Annotated in this window: 18 protein-coding genes; 11 read left to right on the top strand and 7 right to left on the bottom strand. The window is 42.9% G+C overall.

Features of this window, described 5'->3' with window-relative positions; all coding sequences use genetic code 11:
• Positions 1–52 precede the first annotated feature (52 nt).
• A complete protein-coding gene (locus FW759_RS01765; protein WP_062844739.1) occupies positions 53–283 on the bottom strand; it encodes a hypothetical protein in 231 nt (76 codons plus the stop codon).
• A 229-nt stretch (positions 284–512) separates the two neighbouring features.
• Here FW759_RS01765 and FW759_RS01760 point away from each other — a divergent pair, with 229 nt between their 5' ends.
• Positions 513–1,856: a DASH family cryptochrome gene (locus FW759_RS01760; protein ID WP_443505229.1), complete on the top strand. Its 1,344-nt coding sequence runs from the start codon at positions 513–515 to the stop codon at positions 1,854–1,856.
• A 103-nt stretch (positions 1,857–1,959) separates the two neighbouring features.
• Here FW759_RS01760 and FW759_RS01755 read toward each other — a convergent pair whose 3' ends face one another.
• Positions 1,960–2,706, bottom strand: a complete 747-nt coding sequence (locus FW759_RS01755; RefSeq protein ID WP_353669911.1) for a hypothetical protein — start codon at positions 2,704–2,706, stop codon at positions 1,960–1,962.
• Positions 2,707–2,855: 149 nt separating this feature from the next.
• On the opposite strand from FW759_RS01755, the gene FW759_RS01750 reads away from it, so the two are divergent.
• The gene (locus tag FW759_RS01750; protein ID WP_446441997.1) at positions 2,856–2,981 is read left to right on the top strand and encodes a hypothetical protein; all 126 of its coding nucleotides are present in this window, start codon (positions 2,856–2,858) and stop codon (positions 2,979–2,981) included.
• 2 nt (positions 2,982–2,983) lie between these two features.
• On the opposite strand, the gene FW759_RS01745 is transcribed toward FW759_RS01750, so the two are convergent.
• The gene (locus tag FW759_RS01745; protein WP_446441996.1) at positions 2,984–3,541 is read right to left on the bottom strand and encodes a hypothetical protein; all 558 of its coding nucleotides are present in this window, start codon (positions 3,539–3,541) and stop codon (positions 2,984–2,986) included.
• 410 nt (positions 3,542–3,951) lie between these two features.
• Here FW759_RS01745 and FW759_RS01740 point away from each other — a divergent pair, with 410 nt between their 5' ends.
• From FW759_RS01740 to mmsB, 8 genes are all read left to right on the top strand, one after another.
• Positions 3,952–5,166 carry an MFS transporter gene (locus FW759_RS01740; RefSeq protein ID WP_095570639.1) on the top strand — a complete coding sequence of 405 codons (1,215 nt, stop codon included), beginning with the start codon at positions 3,952–3,954 and terminating at the stop codon, positions 5,164–5,166.
• Between the two features lie 236 nt (positions 5,167–5,402).
• Complete coding sequence (locus tag FW759_RS01735; protein ID WP_095570499.1) at positions 5,403–7,073, top strand: fatty acid--CoA ligase; 1,671 nt, start codon at positions 5,403–5,405, stop codon at positions 7,071–7,073.
• Between the two features lie 210 nt (positions 7,074–7,283).
• Entirely contained in the window at positions 7,284–9,320 is a 2,037-nt protein-coding gene (locus tag FW759_RS01730; protein ID WP_443505227.1) for a propionate--CoA ligase, read from the top strand.
• Between the two features lie 285 nt (positions 9,321–9,605).
• A complete protein-coding gene (locus FW759_RS01725; protein WP_131397800.1) occupies positions 9,606–11,090 on the top strand; it encodes a CoA-acylating methylmalonate-semialdehyde dehydrogenase in 1,485 nt (494 codons plus the stop codon).
• A gap of 161 nt (positions 11,091–11,251) precedes the next feature.
• Positions 11,252–12,412 carry an acyl-CoA dehydrogenase family protein gene (locus tag FW759_RS01720; protein ID WP_131397798.1) on the top strand — a complete coding sequence of 387 codons (1,161 nt, stop codon included), beginning with the start codon at positions 11,252–11,254 and terminating at the stop codon, positions 12,410–12,412.
• 211 nt (positions 12,413–12,623) lie between these two features.
• On the top strand, positions 12,624–13,406 hold the full coding sequence (locus FW759_RS01715) for an enoyl-CoA hydratase (protein WP_353669907.1): 783 nt from the start codon (positions 12,624–12,626) through the stop codon (positions 13,404–13,406).
• 32 nt (positions 13,407–13,438) lie between these two features.
• Positions 13,439–14,704, top strand: coding sequence for an enoyl-CoA hydratase/isomerase family protein (locus tag FW759_RS01710; RefSeq protein WP_446441995.1), 1,266 nt, complete (start codon positions 13,439–13,441; stop codon positions 14,702–14,704).
• A 102-nt stretch (positions 14,705–14,806) separates the two neighbouring features.
• Positions 14,807–15,751: a 3-hydroxyisobutyrate dehydrogenase gene (mmsB, locus tag FW759_RS01705; RefSeq protein ID WP_131397794.1), complete on the top strand. Its 945-nt coding sequence runs from the start codon at positions 14,807–14,809 to the stop codon at positions 15,749–15,751.
• Positions 15,752–15,974: 223 nt separating this feature from the next.
• Here the strand turns inward: mmsB and FW759_RS01700 are convergent, their stop codons facing one another.
• A complete protein-coding gene (locus FW759_RS01700) occupies positions 15,975–16,733 on the bottom strand; it encodes an IclR family transcriptional regulator (protein ID WP_062844729.1) in 759 nt (252 codons plus the stop codon).
• 589 nt (positions 16,734–17,322) lie between these two features.
• Between FW759_RS01700 and FW759_RS01695 the strand changes: the two genes are divergently transcribed.
• A complete protein-coding gene (locus FW759_RS01695; protein ID WP_062844728.1) occupies positions 17,323–18,237 on the top strand; it encodes a hypothetical protein in 915 nt (304 codons plus the stop codon).
• Between the two features lie 102 nt (positions 18,238–18,339).
• Here FW759_RS01695 and FW759_RS01690 read toward each other — a convergent pair whose 3' ends face one another.
• The 3 genes from FW759_RS01690 to FW759_RS01680 all read right to left on the bottom strand — a co-directional run bounded on the left by FW759_RS01690 (position 18,340) and on the right by FW759_RS01680 (position 20,526).
• Positions 18,340–19,113, bottom strand: coding sequence for a 4'-phosphopantetheinyl transferase family protein (locus FW759_RS01690; protein WP_446441994.1), 774 nt, complete (start codon positions 19,111–19,113; stop codon positions 18,340–18,342).
• Positions 19,114–19,238: 125 nt separating this feature from the next.
• A complete protein-coding gene (pal, locus tag FW759_RS01685) occupies positions 19,239–19,757 on the bottom strand; it encodes a peptidoglycan-associated lipoprotein Pal (protein WP_062844726.1) in 519 nt (172 codons plus the stop codon).
• A gap of 151 nt (positions 19,758–19,908) precedes the next feature.
• Positions 19,909–20,526 (bottom strand): DUF6231 family protein, encoded by a 618-nt coding sequence (locus FW759_RS01680; RefSeq protein ID WP_446441993.1) that lies wholly within the window; start codon positions 20,524–20,526, stop codon positions 19,909–19,911.
• Positions 20,527–20,606: the final 80 nt, after the last annotated feature.

Here is a 20,606-nt window from a genome sequence, read left to right as displayed (position 1 = left end):
CAGACACAAAAAAGACCGCCTTAGTAGCGGTCTTTTTTTATGGGGAAAATTATTACCTAGCATGGAAACCAAGCAAGCCCTCAATTTCTTCCATGCTCATTCGTCTAACCAGCGCTTGCTCCTCTACAGATAAGCGATTGGTATGCTCTTTAATCATTTTATAGAGACTACGAGCAATTTCGGAGGTTGAGGCATAATACATTTGCGGTTGCTCTTTTGTCAGTATGATCAAGAAGCGGTTGATAAGCTGACGTTTTTCGTCTGAGGCATTTTTTTCAGTCATACCATATTCTCCTAGGGGTTAACTATTTAAGCAGTCATGCTCATGAGAGTCAATGCACATAAGTGGTTTTTAAAATTCTGGGTCTTATCCAATTAATATTTTGAGCACACCGTATTCGAATATCAAACATGACATTGACAGTATATGATATTTTGAAGCTTTAAAAATACTGTTGAAAATGAAGGATTGTGATTTATTCATCATATCTAAATACTAAGAGGCTTAACACATGCCAAATCAGTCATTGACGTCAAATATTACGCTGGTTTTATTTCATAATGACCTGCGAGTTACAGACAATGCCACGTTATCAAAAGCGGCTCATCTGTCCAGTAACGGACAGTTATTGCTCGTTTATGCACCATCATTGACCGATACATTGGACAAAAAAGTTAGCCAGCAGGTTTATCACTATGACTCTATGGGTCAGGCGCGCCAGCGATTTTTGTCTGAGAGTTTGGCAGCTTTAGATGCGTCACTCATGCAACTTGGCAATAAATTGCTGTATTTGCAAAACAACGTGGCGACATCAGACACGTTTACCCAGTTGAATGAGCTTATTCAGCAGCAAAGTGTCACAGATATCTGTGTCAGTCAAACGGCAGATTATAACCAAAACCAAGTCTACAAATGCTTGCAGGAGCAAAACCCACAAGTATGCTGGCATGTACAAACCACTGCCACGTTGTTTGATAAATTGCCACTCGATGAGTTGCCCAAAAGCTTTACCGCCTTTCGCAAAAAAATTGAATCAAATTATGATTTATTGCAGGTAAAAGAAGATATTGTGACTTGTCCAACGCCCAAGTCCCTGTCGCCAATGCCTGAAAATTTGCGAGACAGCCATGGATACTTTTTTGCAGCACAAGCGTTCAATGAGCCATCACAGCAACCACCTGATTGGAAAGGTGGAGAGAAGAGCGGTTTAGAGCATCTAGATGCTTATTTTGATTCCGATGCGCCGAGTATTTACAAAACCACGCGAAATGCGCTTGATGACTGGACGCATTCCACCAAGCTTTCGGCATGGTTGGCCAATGGCTCACTGTCTGTAAACATGGTATTGAATCGTCTGCGTCGTTATGAGCGCGATACCATTGCGAATGAGTCTACTTATTGGATATGGTTTGAGCTGCTGTGGCGTGAGTATTTTTATTGGTATGCTATTGCCCATCAACAAAAGCTGTTTTGGTTTAAAGGCATTGCGCAACACTTACCACCGACCCAGTTTGATCACAAGCGTTTGGCGCAGTGGAGAAATGGAACCACGCAATATCCTATCGTCAATGCGTGTATGAATCAGCTAAAAAGTACAGGATACATCTCGAACCGCGGTAGACAGTTAGTGGCTAGCTGTTTGATTCATGAGCTGGGTTTAGACTGGCGTTACGGTGCGATTTACTTTGAACAACAGCTGATCGATTATGATGTCGCCAGCAATTGGGGTAATTGGCAGTACTTGGCTGGGGTTGGCGCTGATCCGAGAGGATGCAGGCAATTTAATCTCAACAAACAGACCCAGCAATATGATCCAAATGGCGAGTTTATTCGTAAATGGCAAGGTGAGGTGTAGTCAATTTACCATGCCATGAATACAAGACAGTATTTTATAAAAATAGGGCAACCATATTGGCAACCCTTTTATATATTTCTACACGTTCAAGACAGATTGCTAACTAAATATTTTCTAACTTTGGACGTGCTTTATTGATAGCCTTTAATAAAGATTTTTTAAACTCGCCCTTATGAAAGGTCACCAAATGTGAATGTGCGGCGCAAAAATGACGAACATCTTGCCACTCATGGGCCAAATTAGTCGCCCAATCGCAATACTGCTGACCAGCGTTTGGTTTGTCTTTTAACGCTTTTTTGGTCGTAGGATGCAGCATTAATTCAGGCAATATGGCCTCTAAGGCTTTGATCGGTGGGCTTATAAAAGTGTCATCGACATGTAAGCTTTTGCTGGCAGGATGGTAGGCCAACAAAGAGCCTGCATGAATCATCTCATTGGACGAGATATAATCAATACCTCTTACTATCGAGAACTCAAGCTCGGGGTAGCGCTGAGCCACTGCCTCACTTTCGACCAAATCTTCGGCCCATTGGACTTCAGGTACTTTTGTATGATGACGACTACTGCCATAGAAGATGGCTTGCGGAAAATCCTTTGCCATTTGTGCACAGTACACCGTATGAAAGGGATGTAAATTGAGCACCGCTTCCACTTTTTGACCGTTATCAGTCAGTGCCATGACCTTATCTCGAACGTCACCAGTGAGCGTATAACTGTCTAAAAAGATAAAGTGCCCTGATGCTAATTGAATAAGTGAGCATTGCGCGCCAATATTTAAGATACCACCAACGCGAAACGATCCACGTATATTCCAAAACCCTGCATCTAAATCGTATATTTTGTCTGACATTGTTGTTTCTTCTTAGGTAATGTTTGAAAAGAGTTGCTTAAAGTATGAGTAAGTCTCAATAGACAATAAATATCGTTCTTACCTTAAGTGTTATTTTATAATCTATCGTGATTGAAGCTCAGAACGAGCCGCGTTAATAGCAGACAGCAGTGCTGATTCAAATCTACCTTCGCCAAACTCCACCAGACCCGAGTGTGCACCGCAAAAGTATCGAGCGTCACGCCATGCGTGCGCAAGGTTCGTTGCCCAATCGCAATATTGCTCGCTTGCCGTAGCTTCATCGATTAGCGCTTGCTTGGTTGTGGGATGTAAACCCAAACTGAAACAATTTAGAAGGTGGAATCTCAAAGGTGTCATTAATATAGAGACTTTGGCTGGCGGGATGATAGACCAATAAAGAGCTTGCATGAACGTTTTCATTAGGCGAAATGTAATAGATGCCTTTAGGAAGTGAGAATTCAAGTTCGGTATAGCGTGTTGTCACAGTATCGCTTTCGACTAAATCCTCAGACCAGCTCACATCTGGTACTTGCTTATGATGACGACTACTGCCATAAAAGATGGCTTGCGGAAAGTCTTTAGCCATTTGCGCGCAGTAGATGGTATGAAACGGATGAACGTTTAACACCGCCTCAACATCTCGTCCATCGTTGGTCAGTGCCATGACTTGCTGTCGAACCTCACCCGTTAGCGTATAACTGTCCAAAAAAATAAATCTTCCTGAGGCCAGTTTTATCAGAGCAGATTGCACCCCGATGTCCATTATGCCGTTTTTAATAAAGGATCCTCGTATGCTCCAAAATCCTTGGCCTAAATCATAAATTTCATCGGTCATAAAACTGGTTCCTCAATACTGGGTTTCTCAAATTATTCATTATTGTCGTTATAAATATTATGGTTACGAAATTGTAGCTATGAACACTGCTGAGAGTGTTTAAGACTCTACGAGTATGATTTTTTAAAGACGCAATGTCTGTAATAAAAAAGATAGAAACAATGTAGATGTGTAAAAACAAAACGAACGATATACTGAACCTTGCGCTTATTATTCGCTATGATAGTCAAAATTAGCTGGACTTTGCCACTGTACGATTGCTACAAGTCTTACTCTTATTGTCTCATTTCTATTACCCACGTCTCTCTAGCCTTTGCTAAAAGGCGTCTAATACAGTCAGCCCTATTTTGAATAATCATATACAAAACCATGTGACAGATCACAGTCAGCCAAACCAAAAGATTGATGCGATGAATAAAAAAACACCTACCATACCTGCCAGTCAGCTACCATTTAATTCGCCCTCGTGGGTCTTAAAATTGACGATTGGTCTGATTGGGATGTTTGCTTTTTTACAAGTTTATTCTATTCAGGCTATTTTGCCGGTATTGATGATGGATTTGTCAGCAAGTGAAGTGCAGGCAGGAATGGTGGTCGGCGCAACCGTGCTAGCGATTGCTATTATGTCACCGTTTTTGGGTATGCTCTCTGATGCGGTAGGGCGCAAATCATTTATCGTCGGTGCGTTATTATTTTTAGCCATACCGACGGCTTTGATTGCGCAAAGTCCTAGTATCGGTTGGATGGGTATGTGGCGTTTTTTGCAAGGCTTGTCCGTACCAGGTATTACAGTTGTGACCATTGCTTATATTGGTGAGGAGTTTGAGGGACGGGCTCTGACAGAGTTGATGTCATTTTATGTGTCAGGATCAGTGCTTGGTGGCTTTATGGGCCGGTTTTTACTTGGGCACTTGCACGAGATGATCGGCTGGCGCTATGGCTATTATGTGATGGCTGGTATGACGCTGATAGGTGCCTTGTGGGTTATTAAGATGTTGCCATCGTCTCGTCGTTTTGTGGCCAATCCAAACTTTCGCTCAGCCATACAGACATTAGGCGAGCATGTGACCAATCGCTATGTTGTGACTGCCTGCTTGCTGGGTGCTTGTGTCTTATTTTCTCTTGTAGGGTGTTTTACTTTTATCAATCTGCATCTTGCCAAATCACCTTATGAGTTGAGCACGGGCGCGCTTGCCAACATCTTTGCGGTATATCTGATAGGCGTGATTATCACACCGTTGTCAACCAAGCTACTCAGGCGGTTTGGTTCAGCAAGGACAGTCAGAGTTGCTGTTCTGGTGTCGATGGCTGGCGTGTTGTTGACGCTTGTTACGCCTTTGTGGGGTATCATTATAGGGCTGGCTGTGATGTCGTCGGGGGTATTTATCACGCAGTCAGCGACTATTAGCTACATCGCTGTCAATGTCAAAAAGGGACGCTCATTAGCATCGGGCCTATATTATATGGGGTACTACGCGGGCGGAACGTTAGGTGCTTGGCTGGGCGGTCTGGTTTATGCACGAGGGCAGTGGTCACTCACGGTATGTCTGCTGCTGTTCGTGCAAGTGTTGGCATTGCTTATGGCAAGTTTTGGTATGATCAAAACCAAGTCACCTGCTCCTTAAATGCCTACCTTAATAGAAACTGGCCCGTTCTACATTGGCTTTGTGATACTTACTCAAGGTTGCTTTACATAACGCTGATTTTTTCTTATTATCGATAGAGATACGATTAATTTTATTGATAGTTCAAGCAGCTATTGTCAAAAAAGACTTGCTTTTTAAAACAATGATCGTTGTATTGCTGTTCGGATTTATACTTATAATAATTTATACATATGACCAACAAGGAAGTCAGATTTATGTCAAATATTTACCAGAGTGCACCGTCTGCCTATGATTATCCATTATTGGTAAAACAACTATTAAACCGCGCCAAAACGGTATCGCAAGAGCAAGAAATTATTTATGCAGACAAAAAGCGCTTTACTTATAAAGACTTGTTTAGTCGTATCAACCGTTTAGCCAATGTATTGGCTGGGCTGAATCTTGATGCAGGTGACGTAATCGCTGTCATGGATTGGGACAGTCACCGCTACCTTGAGTCCTACTTTGCTGTGCCTATGTCACAGTATATCTTGCAGACGGTTAACATACGTCTATCACCAGAAAAAGTCCTCTATACCATCAATCATGCTAAGCCCAAGGTATTGCTGCTCAATTCTGAGTTTGCACCATTAGTCAAAGATTATCAGTTCGAAAATTCTAGCATTGAGCATATTATTTGGTTAGATGATAATGGGGTAACGTTTGAAGGGGTTTTTGGCGGCAACCAAAATCGAGTTATAGGTGAGTATGAATCATTAATAGACGCCGCTGATAGTGATTTTGATTTTCCAGATTTTGATGAAAACACCATCGCAACCACCTTTTATACCTCAGGTACGACAGGAGATCCAAAAGGGGTGTTTTTTAGTCATCGTCAATTGGTATTGCATAGCTTAGCTGAAGCAGCAACGCTTGGTATGCTGCCCAACAAACAAGGTGTCAGCTATGGGGATGTTTACATGCCACTGACACCGATGTTTCATGTACATGCATGGGGCTTTCCATTTACAGCCACGATGGTTGGGCTAAAGCAAGTCTATCCGGGGCGTTATGCGCCTGATGCTCTAATGGACTTAATTATTAATGAAAAGGTAAGTATTACCCATTGCGTACCGACGATCTTACAGATGATACTCAAAGAAGCGCAGGATCGTAATGCCAGTTTTAATGGTCTTAAGATGATCATTGGTGGGTCAAGATTGACAGAAGGCTTGGCAAAAACTGCTATGGCACAAGGTATCGAGGTGTATACAGGCTACGGTATGTCAGAGACAGCGCCGCTCATTAGTTTGACAGAGTTCAGTTTAAATGAACCTGAGATGACAGAAGAAGAGGATATTGCTCGTCGCTGTATGACAGGTAAGCCTGTTTTGATGGTTGATGCTCAGGTATGGGGTGAGAACAACCAATCGGTAGGCGTGGGTAAGGACAACACTGGTGAGCTTGTATTACGTGCCCCTTGGCTGACTCAAAGCTATTTAAAAAATGAAGATGCAGGTAAAGAGCTGTGGGAAAATGGCTATATGCATACCCAAGACATCGCCTACATACGACCAGACGGTTATATGAGAATCACTGATCGTTTAAAAGATGTGATCAAATCAGGCGGTGAGTGGATTTCATCGCTTGAGATTGAAACGATTTTATCCCTTCATCCAGCGGTCGGTGATGTGTCTGTCATTGGGATTCCCGATAAGCAGTGGGGTGAGCGTCCATTGGCGTTAATTGTACTTAAGCCTGCGTGCCAAGATACCAGTGCTGAAGATATTAGAGCGATTGCTGAGAAAGCGGTTGAGCGTGGCATGATCCCTAAATACGGCGTACCAAATCAGTTCAAATTTGTGGATGAATTGCCAAAAACCTCAGTAGGCAAACATGACAAGAAGGTCATGCGTGAGATGTACACAAAACCCGTTGAAAAATAATGATCTTAAATTGTCTACTGCTCAGACGTTTGCTCTTATTAATATAGACTAAAGTACACGCTTAACAGTTGACCTTTACAAATTGCTCTGTTACATTTTAAACCGATACATATTGTATCGGTTTTTTATTTTGGCAAGGAAAGCCAGTTTTATATTATATTGTTATCTAATAAAATCGCATTACTATCGTTTATGCTAAGGACAGCCATTATGAGCGAGCACGCCACCAATCCAAATATTAATCATATTTCTCAAGCATCATCCACTACTATCTCAACCTTTACTGACATATATCAGGCCTCAATCAGTGATCGTGAGCAATTTTGGGCTAAGCAAGCAGAGCGCATTTATTGGCATAAAGAACCTGAGCAGATTTTGGATGATAGTAAGTTGCCCTTTGCCAAATGGTTTGTCGGTGGTGAAACCAATCTTTGTTATAACTGCGTGGATCGTCATCTGGAACAACGCGCAGAACAAGATGCCTTCATTTGGCTATCGTCAGAGATCAATCAAGAATTGATAGAAACCTTTCCAGGCGTTGTCAACGCCTTCAAAGACTTGGGCAATAATGTAGAGTTTTATACTGACTATACCAAGCGTCGCCTGACCTATAATGATTTGTATAAAGAAGTCAATTATTTCGCTGATGTGCTACAGCGTTATGGTATTGAGAAAGGCGATCGTGTCATCATTTACATGCCGATGATTTTGGAAGCCGCTTACGCCATGCTGGCGTGCGCTCGTATCGGTGCGGTGCATTCGGTCGTATTTGGGGGATTTGCCGCCCATAATTTGGCGATACGCATGAATGATGCTGACGCAAAAATGGTCATCACAGTAGATGCAGGCTTGCGCGGTGGTAAGGTCATCAATTATAAAAACTTGGTCAATCAAGGGGTTGAGCAAGCAACCAAAAAACCTGAGCATGTGCTAGTGGTAAATCGAGGCGTGTTGCCTTTTCAGCCGCAAGACATCGATGTGGATTATGCGACGGAACGTCGCTATAGTTGTGAGGCAAATGCAATAGTAGCACCTGTCTGGCTTGAGTCAAACACGCCATCGTATTTGCTGTACACCTCTGGCACCACGGGTACGCCCAAAGGTGTGCAGCGTGATACAGGCGGTCATGCCGTCGCACTCACTACCTCAATAGATTATATCTACGATGGCAAAGCGGGCGAAACCTTTTGGGCGATATCGGATATCGGCTGGGCGGTTGGACACTCTTATACGATATATGCACCATTGCTTGCGGGTATGACTAGTATTATGTATGAAGGCTTACCACATCGCCCAAACCCGGGTATTTGGTGGCGTATTGTCGAGGCCAACAAGGTCAATATTTTGTTTACTGCGCCCACAGGGGTGCGTATGCTCAAAAAACAAGATGAAACGTGGATGACTCGCTATGATGTATCAAGTGTCAAATCATTCTTTTTGGCAGGCGAGCCACTTGATGAATCTACCGCCAATTGGCTCAGCAAGCATTTGGGTGTCCCTATTTTAGACCATTACTGGCAGACAGAGTCGGGTTGGCCAATCTTGAGCAATACGCCCAAATTCGATGATAAGCAGCACAAACAAGGCTCACCTGGTTATCCAATGTATGGATATGATGCGCAAGTTATTAATGAAGAAACAGGGAAACCTTGCGCGGCGGGTGAAAAAGGCCTGTTAGCCATTAAAGCGCCTTTGCCACCAGGTTGTCTCACAACGGTATGGGGCAATGATGAGCGTTTTATCAGTAGCTATTTTGGCTTATTTGACGGCCAGCAATACTCTACCTCAGACTATGCGGTCACGGATGAAGATGGTTATTTCTATATTCTAGGACGTACTGATGATGTGATTAACGTAGCAGGTCACCGTATAGGCACGCAAGAAATTGAGGAAGCCATTAGTAGTCATCCTGAAATGGCAGAGTGCGCCGTCGTGGGCATCCAAGATCAATTGAAGGGTGAGTTGCCTATTGCGTTTTGTGTACTAAAAGATCACGAGCAAGTAGCAACCACTGAAAATCGGTTTCGCCTTGAGCAACAAGTGATCGGTGCGGTTATCAAGTCATTGGGCGGTATCGCGCGTCCAGCAGCAATTTATTTTCCGCAAGCCCTACCAAAGACCCGTTCTGGCAAAATATTACGCCGAGCTATTCGGGCATTAGCAGAAAACAAGGACACAGGAGACATGTCAACGCTTGATAATCCAGCAGCGATTGATGCCATCAAACAATCTATGAAAGAATACTAGCGCTCTCATTCAGACAAGATTTATGACAGAGTATGGATGTAAAATTACAGGCTCATGAAAAATCATGGGCTTTTTTATTGCTTATCTTCTCAAACAAGCTAAAAATTCAACAAAGCGCTTGACCCTAAAATTGTTTTATTGTTATAGTCAATAACGATACAAAATAAATCATTTTAAATTATAGCTATTAAAAATTATCTCTTTTAGCGCTCTTTATAGATATAAAGACACCATAAATATAGCGACACTGTCGCAGTAGTCACATAAACAAGATAAGGATATCTTATGCACCACGTTCAGCAACTCATTAATGGTCAATTTACACAGTCTACTACTGATGAATGGATTGATATTACCGACCCCGCCACTCAAGAAGTCATCGCAAAAGTGCCACAATCCACAGATGATGAAATCAATCAGGCCGTTGCCGCTGCTCAAACAGCCTTTCAAACTTGGCGTAAAACACCGATTACCTCCCGCGCTCGTATCTTCTTAAAATATCAATCACTGATTCGTGAGCATATGGATGAGCTTGCAGAGATTTTAACCGCAGAACAAGGGAAAACTATTGCTGATGCCCGTGGCGATGTATTTCGTGGCTTAGAAGTGGTCGAACACGCAGCAGGTATTGCCAATTTGCAGATTGGTGATTTCGTCGAAAATGTCGCCTCTGGCGTAGACACTTATAGCATTTGGCAGCCGCTTGGCGTATGTGCGGGGATTACACCCTTTAACTTTCCTGCCATGATTCCGCTATGGATGTTTCCAATGGCGATTGCGACAGGTAATACCTTTATCCTAAAACCCTCTGAACAAGATCCGATGGTCACCATGCGCCTGATTGAACTTGCTGTAGAAGCGGGCGTCCCTGAAGGTGTGTTGAATGTGGTTCACGGTGGTAAAGCGACGGTTGATGCTATTTGCGATCACCCAGATATCAAAGCGGTGTCTTTTGTGGGTTCTACCAGCGTTGGTAAACATGTCTATGAGCGCGCGAGTAAATCAGGTAAGCGTGCGCAGTGTATGATGGGTGCTAAAAACCACGGGGTAATTTTACCTGACGCTAATAAAGAACAAACGCTCAATCAATTGGCAGGTGCTGCCTTTGGTGCTGCTGGTCAACGCTGCATGGCGTTGTCAGTGGTCGTGCTGGTTGGCGCAGCAGGTGAGTGGATTGATGATATCAAAGCCAAAGCGGAAGCCTTGGTCGTATCGGCTGGCAAGAATGATAAAGATTTAGGGCCTCTGATTTCACCTGCTGCAAAAGCGCGTGTTGAGCATTTGATTGGTACTGGTGTCGAAGAAGGCGCTAGCTTAATTCTTGATGGTCGCGGCATTACCGTTGAAGGGTTTGAAAAAGGCAACTTTGTCGGACCGACTATTTTTGACAATGTCACAAGCGATATGCAAATTTATCAGCAAGAAATTTTTGGTCCTGTACTGTGTATCATGCGTGCTGCTAGTTTGGATGAGGCGATAGAGCTGCTCAATGCCAATCCGCATGGCAATGGTACGGCCATCTTTACCCAGTCAGGTGCCGCCGCGCACAAATTTCAGCAAGACATCATGGTCGGTCAAATTGGTATTAACTTACCGATTCCTGTGCCACTACCCATGTTCTCATTCTCAGGTTCACGTGCAAGTAAGCTTGGCGATCTTGGTCCTTATGGTAAGCAAGCCGTACAGTTCTATACTCAGACGAAAACGGTGACGGCGCGATGGTTTGATGACGAAGCGAGTCGCGGTGTTAATACGACTATTTCGATATAGTCATTCACTATCGCTGCGGTGTGTTCATTGTTCTGCTTGTGGTTTTGCAGTAGCATACTTTTATCGCCATACTGCGTTTTTAATGAAATAATAAAACAAGAAGACAATGACACACTTAGCCTCATTCACCATATTTGCTATACATGCACAAGGATGACCATATGGATTTTTCACTCACTGATGATCAGATTGCCTTTCGCCAAACTGCGAGACAGTTTGCTCAAAAAGAGCTTAAGCCAAACGCAGCAGAATGGGATCGTACATCACATTTTCCTATTGATGTTATCAAAAAGTCAGGTGAGCTTGGCTTTTTGGGACTGTATACCAATCCAGAGTACGATGGTTTGGGATTGCCACGACTGGATTCTGCCATGGTTTTTGAAGAACTGGCGTGGGGCGATACGGCAGTTGCGGCTTATATGAGTATTCATAATATGGCGAGCTGGATGATTGGTGAGTATGGCAATGACGCTTTATGTAAGAAATATCTTCCCAATATGGTCAGCGGTGAGTGGCTTGGTAGCTACTGCTTGACAGAACCGAATGCGGGTTCTGATGCCGCCTCACTCCGTACCAAAGCTGATAAGCAAGGCGATCACTATATTCTGAATGGAGAAAAAACCTTTATATCAGGCGCAGGATCGACCGATATATTGGTAGTCATGGCACGTACGGGCGGTGCAGGACCAAAAGGCGTGTCAGCATTTGTGGTCGAAGCCGATAGTGCTGGCATCGAATACGGCAAAAATGAGCATAAGATGGGCTGGAAAGCACAGCCAACACGAACGATCAGTTTTAAAGACGTCAAGGTGCCTGTAGAAAACTTAATAGGTGAGGAAGGTCAAGGCTTTCGTATTGCTATGAAAGGCTTGGATGGTGGACGTATTAATATTGGCATATGTGCGGTTGGTACGGCACAGTCCGCGTTAGAGACCGCAACCAATTATGTCCAAGAGCGTAGTCAATTTGGTAGTCCGATTGCCAGCTTACAGTCCGTACAATTTAAACTGGCAGATATGCTGACCCAAACGATTACGGCACGGCAGATGCTGTATTTAGCGGCGAACAAGGTTGATAATGAGGATTCGCAGGCCTCCGTATACTGTGCAATGGCAAAACGCTTATCGACCGATCTTTGTTTCGACGTCGCTAATGAAGCATTACAGTTACACGGTGGCTATGGCTATCTGAATGAATACCCACTAGAGCGCCATGTTCGAGACTTACGTGTCCATCAGATATTAGAAGGCACCAATGAAATCATGCGAGTCATTGTCTCGCGTCAGCTATTGCAGGACGATGCGCTGAGTCAATTACGCTAATACATTGGTATGGTTCTTTATCCATATAGTCAAGTTAATTTAAAAATGGTACAGCGAGATTAAAGGCTATTTTTTGCAGCCTCTGGAGACGAAGTGACAGCAAGCAAGAAAAATAGCCTTTAATCGAGCATGTGTCTCATGCTATATCAATTTTATTTAGGCTCTACTATAAAGTGCATGTAGTAAAACCATGTTAAAACAAGGATGTTTTATGACAGATTATACCAATCTCAAACTATCAATTGATCATCATACGGCGATTGTCACACTGAATAATCCGCCCGCCCACACGTGGACGATGGACAGCTTGCAAGCGCTCAAACAACTGATTGCTGACTTGAATGCAAAGGATGATGTCTATGCTTTGATCATTCATGGAGACGGCGAGAAGTTCTTTTCAGCAGGCGCGGATCTGAATAATTTTGCAGATGGAGACAAAGGTCATGCAATTAGCATGGCTATCGCTTTTGGCGAAGCTTTTGAAGCTTTATCCGCTTATCGTGGCGTGAGTATCGCTGTTATCAACGGCTATGCAATGGGCGGTGGTCTTGAGTGTGCACTTGCTTGTGATATTCGTATCGCAGAAGAACACGCACAGATGGCATTGCCAGAAACGAGCGTAGGCTTACTGCCTTGCGCGGGCGGTACACAAAATCTGCCTTGGCTTGTGGGTGAGGGCTGGGCAAAACGCATGATATTGTGCGGCGAGCGTGTCGATGCAAATACGGCTCTGCGAATTGGTTTGGTCGAGGAAATCACGGCCAAAGGCGAGGGTCTAACGGCAGCACAAGCATTGGCGCAAAAGGTTGCCAAACAGTCACCAGTTGCTGTCAGCTATTCTAAAACGCTTATCCAAGCGGCTAGAGACACACCGCCTGCACAGAACCTTATTCTTGAGCGTGAGGCCTTTGTTAAGTTGTTTGATACCAAAGATCAGCGCGAAGGTGTTCAAGCATTTTTGGAAAAGCGTAAACCAAATTGGCAAAATAAATAAATTAAATTTTCTAATTCTTGTAGGTGATTTTGATGGCAGCAGCGATGACAGCGATAGACGATGGTGATAATCAAAAAACGATAGAGCAGAACGCGTCTGTACTTTTCGAGACTGAGCTGACCGATTGCGGTCATCTGATCGGAATAATGACCTTAAACACGCCCAAATCTTTGAACGCTCTGAGCGTCGATATGTGCCAGTTGTTATCAGCACAATTAGAGCAGTGGCAAAATGAGGATCAGGTGGTTGCTTTGGTACTAAAAGGCTCAGGCGACAAAGCATTTTGTGCAGGCGGTGATATTCGTAAACTATACGATAGTATGTCTGCGAATGCGCCAATGCCCAACCCTTATGCCACAGAGTTTTTCAGTCATGAATATCGTCTCTATCGCCAGATGCATTTTTATTCAAAACCATTAATACTGTGGGGCGATGGGATTATCATGGGCGGCGGCATGGGGCTGATGGCAGGTTGCAGTCACCGCATCGTTACTGAACGTACGCGTTTTGCCATGCCTGAGGTAACTATTGGCTTGTTTCCTGATGCCTCTGGTAGCTGGTTTTTGCAACGCATGCCAGCCAAGACAGGGTTGTTTTTGGGGCTGACGGGTGCGATGTGCAATGGCAACGACGCTCTCTTCGCCAATCTTGCAGAGTATGCCGTCTCAAGCGACAATTATGATGCCATTATCCAGCGTTTAAAACAGAGCAATTGGCAGGCGGCGACTGAATCTAATGATACTAAGAGCCTTTATAACAATAGTGCTTATAGTATCGTCAGCCGTGCACTGGCCGCACAGTCCACTGCTGACCTACCTCCTAGTAAGTTGGCTGCATACTGGTATCCAATTCAGAAACTGATGAATAGTGGCGGTTTGGGCGATATTGATGCACTGTTACAAAGTGATGAAGCGCTTGCACAGCTAGGAGCAGACTTTTTTGAGGACAGTTGGACACAGCGAGCAGTAGCAACTTATCGTCATGGCTGTCCTACGACGACTGCACTGACGTATGTGTTGTATCATAAGGTTACCGACTTATCGATAGAGCAAGTTCTGTATCTAGAAACCAATGTGGCCGTGCATTGTGCTGCCAATCCAGACTTTAAGGAAGGCGTACGAGCATTACTGATTGACAAAGATCGCAATCCGCAGTGGTCACGTTCGTTGGCTGATTGTTTGAGTGAAGAAGGACAAGCATACATTCAGCAGCATCTCGTCAATCCTTATTCTAAAGGTGAACATCCTTTAGAGCATTGGCTGAGTGATCATGCTTTAGGCAATGAGCTTGTACGCTAAAGGTTGGAGCATCAGAATAATTACTAAGTATAAATAAGACTTAAAAACAGTAAATACCATATGTAGCAATGTCTGCATAAGCAATCATCAAGGAGCGATGAGATGGATATCAACGATACAAATGCGACCGATAAAGACGGCAATAAGCCAAAGATAGCCTTTATCGGATTGGGTAACATGGGCGCCCCCATGGCAGAGAATTTATTAAAAGCAGGCTATGCCTTGTCTGTCTACGATTTGTCGCAAGCTGCAACAGAGCGTCTACAGCAGGCAGGGGCAAGCGTTGCATCTAGTCCTATTGAAGCTGCGCGTAACGCCCAGGTCGTTATCAGTATGTTGCCTGCTGGCAAGCATGTTCATTCTGTTTATTTGGGTGAAAATGGCTCTAATGGATTACTGACAGCGTTACCTAAAGGCACGCTCGTGATCGATAGTAGTACGATAGCGGCTGCAGATGCCATAAAAGTCGCTGCGGCAGCAAGTCAGCTTGGTATCGACTTCTTAGATGCGCCCGTATCTGGTGGGACAGGCGGTGCAATTGCTGGTAGCTTAACTTTTATTGTTGGGGGTAGTGATGAAGCCTTTGCTAAAGCGGAACCAATACTAGCCGTCATGGGCAAAAACATTTTTCATGCAGGTGATCAAGGCGCAGGGCAAGTCGCAAAAATATGCAACAACATGCTGCTGGGGATTTTGATGGCGGGAACAGCAGAAGCCATTAATTTAGGGGTCAAGAATGGACTGGACCCCAAAGTATTATCAGATATTATGCTACAAAGCTCAGGTCGAAACTGGACATTGGAGGTCTATAATCCTTATCCTCAAGTGATGGAAAACGTGCCCTCTAGCAATGGCTATCAAGGCGGCTTTATGAGTAAATTAATGCAAAAAGACCTCAATCTTGCCATGCAAACCGCTCAGGATACCAATGTCGAAACGCCAATGGGCGCTAAAGCCGCAGAGCTTTATGAAGCACACACCGTAGAGAATGGCGATAAGGATTTTTCAAGTATCATGGGTCGTCATGACCACTCAGTACTGTTTTAATATATCAAACCGATACATTGAGGGACACGTGCGACTGATATATATTTTTCTTACTTGCTGCGAACACAGAGGTCACGAAAAATCCATCCCAGTCGCACGGTCTTGTTTTTAAAGTAAATCGACCGTATCTTTGATGGTTTATATAAAACGAATAAGCAAATAAAAAAGGGCCTGCATAGCTATATATAGTGCAGACCCTTTTTTATTTTATATGATTGATATGTTAGCTTTGCAGGTCATACACAAGGGCTTGAATATCCTGCGCAGCTTTTTGTAGACGTGGGACATGAACCAATAGTTCATCTAGTGATACACGTATGGTGGGCGCATGCAGGTATAACGAGGCCAGATAGCGTGACTTTTTATCTAATATAGGTACAGCCACTGCTACCATTTCAGAAATAAACTCTTCATTGTCTATCCCAATACCTGTTTCAGCAATACGATCAAGCTCAGCGTTCAATGCATCAATATCAGTAATAGTATTTTTAGTGAACTTATCGAGCGGCAGACCTTGGAGTATCTTATGGCGACTGGTAGCGGATAATTGGCTCAAGTAGAGCTTACCTGTTGCAGTACACCACATTGGCGATTTTGCGCCGACTGGTAAGTAAATTTGTAGTGGTAGGGTCGTCTGAGCACGGTTGGTATAAATCATATTCATATGATAAGGAACCCCAATGCCACAGGTTTCTTTTAGCTCATCAACCAGCTTTTGCAGAATCATTTGTCGTTCATTAAAGAATAGTCTTTGCTGCCAAAGCTCAACACTCAGATTACGTACGCGCTTTCCAGGGATAATACCGCCACCAATATCGACAGTCAAAAACCCTTCATCAACCAAGTTTTGGATCAGTCTATGAATGGTCGGCTTGGGAATATCTAACTCTTGCGATAGCTCAAGTGGAGACAAAGGTTTAGAAGCGTAAGATGCCGCTTCTATAATCTCTAGCACACGGGTAATTGACGATACTTTAGGCATATAGAGGGCTCAACAGTGGTAAAAAGAACAAACAAAGACCATTACAACCAGTCACAAAGCAAATAAACAGAGACAAATACTATGGGTTCCGTTCTCTTGATTTTTTCTTTCGATTCAGTGCAGTACTGAACGCATAGGACATTTCTTATCATTATATAGAAACATTGGTCTTACGTGGGCATCTGTCTCAAATTTATATAAAGGTAATAATAGATACGTGAACTCACAAAACACAACAAACTGTAGTATTAAGCTATATAACTGTTATTGAGTTAAATAATAAAGTAAGCGATGATAATGACATATTTTGTAATATCCTCACATGAACATTAAGCATCCAATGTTCATGTCTGGGTCATTTAGTTGGTTTGAGAGTATTGTGTAACAGAAAGTCGAAGTTTTACGGGTTAGTGTAGTAATTATTACAATATCTATGCAATCTTTACATAACGGTAAATAAAAAGCGCATCTGTAGGGGTGACTTTTTGAGCCAAAATTGTTTTAATCTGCTCAACAAAATGATCGATTTAAAAAAAGCTAAGTTGTCATTTTTTTTGGGCGAGTTATTCCACACTTTAGGAGAGTATTTATGAAACTTATTAAATTAACAGCAATTTCTGCTGCCGTTTTAGCGTCAACTGCTGCACTAGCAGCTGAACCTGTTATTGTTGTTGATAATAACGATGCAATGGCTTATGAAGCACAACCAGTTGCAGTAGCTTATGAAGCAGAGCCAGTTGCAGTAGCCTATGAAGCAGAACCTGCCCCTTCTTACGCTTATAATGCTGACGCTGGTGTACTAAGCAACACTACTGGTGCTGTATTAGGTGGTACTAAGACTTTGTTCCAAACTGCTATCAACCCAGCATCTGTAAGCGCTGAAGTTGGTACTTTAGGTTATGGTGCTAACGTTGCTTGGTCAATGAACGAAAAAACTGAATTGCAAGCTGGTTGGGCAGGTGGCGATGTTGCTGACCTATTCGGCGGTGATTTTGATGCTGACGATGTTAACTATGATGTTGATTCAGACTTCAGCAACCCATATTTAGGCGTTCAATATCGTCCTGCTGCTAACTGGTTTACAATGGGTGCTGGTATTATCATTCCTGACAACGACTTTGATGTACGTGCTAATCCTGAAGGTGCAGATGATGGATATTTTGAACTTAATAATATCCAATACAATGCTACCCAAACTGGTACATTAGAAGGTACTATCGAGCATCGTAACAAGCTAGCGCCTTATGCTACTATCGGTTTCCGCCCTAACATCACTAACAACTTCGGTGTGTTCGGTGAAATTGGTGCAGCATATATGGGTAAAACTAATGCTACTGTCCGTGCTGTTGATGAAACTAGTGTAGTTAACTTCACTGATAGAGATGGTACTCCATCTACTACTACTGCGGGTGAAGTTGCTAATATCGCTGAGCAAGAGCTTGAAGATAAAGATTGGTTAGAGTGGTTCCCAATTGTTAAAGTTGGTGCAACCTACCGTTTCTAATCTAATGACAGTTTAAATACTGTTATTAAAAAAGATTAAAGTAAAAAATGACCCTTTTGAGGGTCATTTTTTTTGTTTCAAGAAATCGTAAAAATAGGTTGTTTAGAATATAACGACTGTTTGTTGATTAGGTAAAATGGCAATACGATAATGAGGTGACTGACATTGAATGACCCGTGTAACAAGGGGTCCTTCTAAGTAACAGATCAAATCAGGGATTAAATAAGCATAGTCCATACCTAGTCCCTGTGCTAAGGTATATTGATGAATTTTGATAAAGCTTTCTTTTATTTGCCATAATAATTTGGCAATGTTGTCACGTTGAATAATGGGGAGTAGCTTTAAGGCAGCAAGCTCATCGGTTGAGTAAAAACGCTGTGCGACTCGCCATTTAACATTATTACTTTCTACATCAATACCTACAGGACGATGACGAGTAATAATGACGGCAACGTGACTTTTTAGCGTCTCATTGAGTGTTAGAGCATAGCGTTCACTAACGTTATTCTTGTTAGCGCTGCTTGTATGACTAAAGCATACATAATGGCCATGATTACTGAGGCGATAAGGAAAACCTGATTCGTCTAACGAATCGCTTATGTTGAGTTCATTGAGTAATTTTTTTAATAATAACCGAACGCCCTGCCGCTGTAGTTGGCGCTGCTTGTGAGCCAGTTCCCGTACTGATAGAGTCAGGGTTGCAGAGTGATACTGCCAATTTACTTCTGTAAAGTCATAGCGAGCTATATGAGATATAAAAGCAGCTGTTTGCCATATTTTTTCTTCTTGCTGCACTTTCAAGGTTTCGCTTACTTGCGCAGTAGCACACCAGGTTGTGGCGTCAAGCTGAGTATAATGCAGCTGGGTCAGACTCAAGGTTGATATCATTGGCAGGAATCGATTGATATAAGTTCGCTTAGTAAAACATAAAAAGCCCAGCAATATAATATCGTTGGGCTTTTTACTATCAAGCAGAGTGCACCTGATGAATTGTACCAGTATTAATAAGACAATTCAGCACGGCGGTTTTGCGCATAGGCTTCTTCAGTAGTACCAGTAGCAGCAGGACGCTCTTCGCCATAGCTGATAACGCGGACGTTATTTACAGCGACACCTTGAGCTGCTAAATAGTTACGAGCAGCTTGCGCACGGCGCTCGCCCAATGCGATGTTATATTCACGACTACCACGCTCATCGGTATGACCTGCGATAACAACACCAGCGTTCGGGTTTGAGCTTAGTAAGCTTGCATGCTGATTGAGGACGTTTGCAGCTTGTGAAGTAATTTCACTGCTATCAAAAGCAAAATAGACAACCGCTTGCAAATTTTCAGCACCCGTAACCACTGCACTAGAATTATCAACGATTACAGCACCATTATATCCTGCCTGTCCACCTGGAATGCCTAGTGGCGCAACGACAACTTCAGAGGTAGCGCGCTTGGTAGCACAACCTGTGGTCAATGCAACAGCACTTGATAATACAGCGAGGACAGCGATTTTAGAAAAACTGGTTGACATAATAAGCTCCTAAAAATTTAATTAATTTTGTTTTTTTAAACTGCTTACAATAAAACTCAGGCAATTGCTATCTAGCATATACTAAATGTTACATTATGTAAGTAGTATTACTGTAAATAACTCTTGAATTTACATATAGATATCGAGCGCATTACCAACGGTTCTTGTCCCAATTTTCAGGATTGGCCCAATAATCAGCATTGAGCCAATTTGGTAATTGTTTATAGTCATATAAGTTAAATTGCCACAAGGTAGCTGAATCTGATGATACAGATTTTGCCTTATTGATAACTTTATCTTCTGAAGGCTGCTCATTTAAGACATCAAACGGTGTGAAGCCATAAGCTTTTAGATCTACAGTATCATCTAGAGAAATTAAAACGTGAGCGGCATAAAGGTCGCGATAACGCATGAGTAGTGGAATATATTGTTGTAGTAGCTCTGATGATAATGTCGGTAGCCAAAAGCAGGCGAGTGTATAACGCTCAAGTAAGGGTTGATGAAAAAGCTTTGATAATGTGGATATCTGTAGTTTTTGCATGTCTGCTGTTGATGATCTGTGGCTTTGATTAACTACATAGCTATTTAGCTGCGGCCCAATCGCTAATTGCGCGTTCTTATCCTGTAGTACCCATAGCACTTCAGCGTTATCATTAGGTTGACTAGATGTTGCGCCTACTTCTGTGGTCAGTGATGGTAGCAAGGCATCAACATAATCTATGAGAAGTGGTAGAGTAATATTCGAGTGATTGGAGCTATGTTGTGTCATGTAATAAGCCATTTATTAAATGTTAAGTATCATTGTGCTTATTAAATCATTTTAATTGTCATTATCCAATGAATAGAGTA

This window comes from Psychrobacter sp. 1176_08 (genome assembly GCF_052850615.1).
Note: the sequence above shows the minus strand (reverse complement) of the source record. Positions and strands in the feature narration are given on the sequence as shown.

What these genes read in the sequence shown, in the direction of transcription:
- FW759_RS01730 (WP_443505227.1), top strand. Translation starts at nt 7,284, where the DNA reads ATGAGCGAGCACGCCACCAATCCAAATATTAATCATATTTCTCAAGCA.
- FW759_RS01755 (WP_353669911.1), bottom strand. Translation starts at nt 2,706, where the DNA reads ATGTCAGACAAAATATACGATTTAGATGCAGGGTTTTGGAATATACGT.
- FW759_RS01760 (WP_443505229.1), top strand. Translation starts at nt 513, where the DNA reads ATGCCAAATCAGTCATTGACGTCAAATATTACGCTGGTTTTATTTCAT.
- FW759_RS01740 (WP_095570639.1), top strand. Translation starts at nt 3,952, where the DNA reads ATGAATAAAAAAACACCTACCATACCTGCCAGTCAGCTACCATTTAAT.
- FW759_RS01695 (WP_062844728.1), top strand. Translation starts at nt 17,323, where the DNA reads ATGAAACTTATTAAATTAACAGCAATTTCTGCTGCCGTTTTAGCGTCA.
- mmsB (WP_131397794.1), top strand. Translation starts at nt 14,807, where the DNA reads ATGGATATCAACGATACAAATGCGACCGATAAAGACGGCAATAAGCCA.
- FW759_RS01725 (WP_131397800.1), top strand. Translation starts at nt 9,606, where the DNA reads ATGCACCACGTTCAGCAACTCATTAATGGTCAATTTACACAGTCTACT.
- FW759_RS01700 (WP_062844729.1), bottom strand. Translation starts at nt 16,733, where the DNA reads ATGCCTAAAGTATCGTCAATTACCCGTGTGCTAGAGATTATAGAAGCG.
- FW759_RS01745 (WP_446441996.1), bottom strand. Translation starts at nt 3,541, where the DNA reads ATGACCGATGAAATTTATGATTTAGGCCAAGGATTTTGGAGCATACGA.
- pal (WP_062844726.1), bottom strand. Translation starts at nt 19,757, where the DNA reads ATGTCAACCAGTTTTTCTAAAATCGCTGTCCTCGCTGTATTATCAAGT.
- FW759_RS01720 (WP_131397798.1), top strand. Translation starts at nt 11,252, where the DNA reads ATGGATTTTTCACTCACTGATGATCAGATTGCCTTTCGCCAAACTGCG.
- FW759_RS01680 (WP_446441993.1), bottom strand. Translation starts at nt 20,526, where the DNA reads ATGACACAACATAGCTCCAATCACTCGAATATTACTCTACCACTTCTC.
- FW759_RS01715 (WP_353669907.1), top strand. Translation starts at nt 12,624, where the DNA reads ATGACAGATTATACCAATCTCAAACTATCAATTGATCATCATACGGCG.
- FW759_RS01765 (WP_062844739.1), bottom strand. Translation starts at nt 283, where the DNA reads ATGACTGAAAAAAATGCCTCAGACGAAAAACGTCAGCTTATCAACCGC.
- FW759_RS01710 (WP_446441995.1), top strand. Translation starts at nt 13,439, where the DNA reads ATGGCAGCAGCGATGACAGCGATAGACGATGGTGATAATCAAAAAACG.
- FW759_RS01735 (WP_095570499.1), top strand. Translation starts at nt 5,403, where the DNA reads ATGTCAAATATTTACCAGAGTGCACCGTCTGCCTATGATTATCCATTA.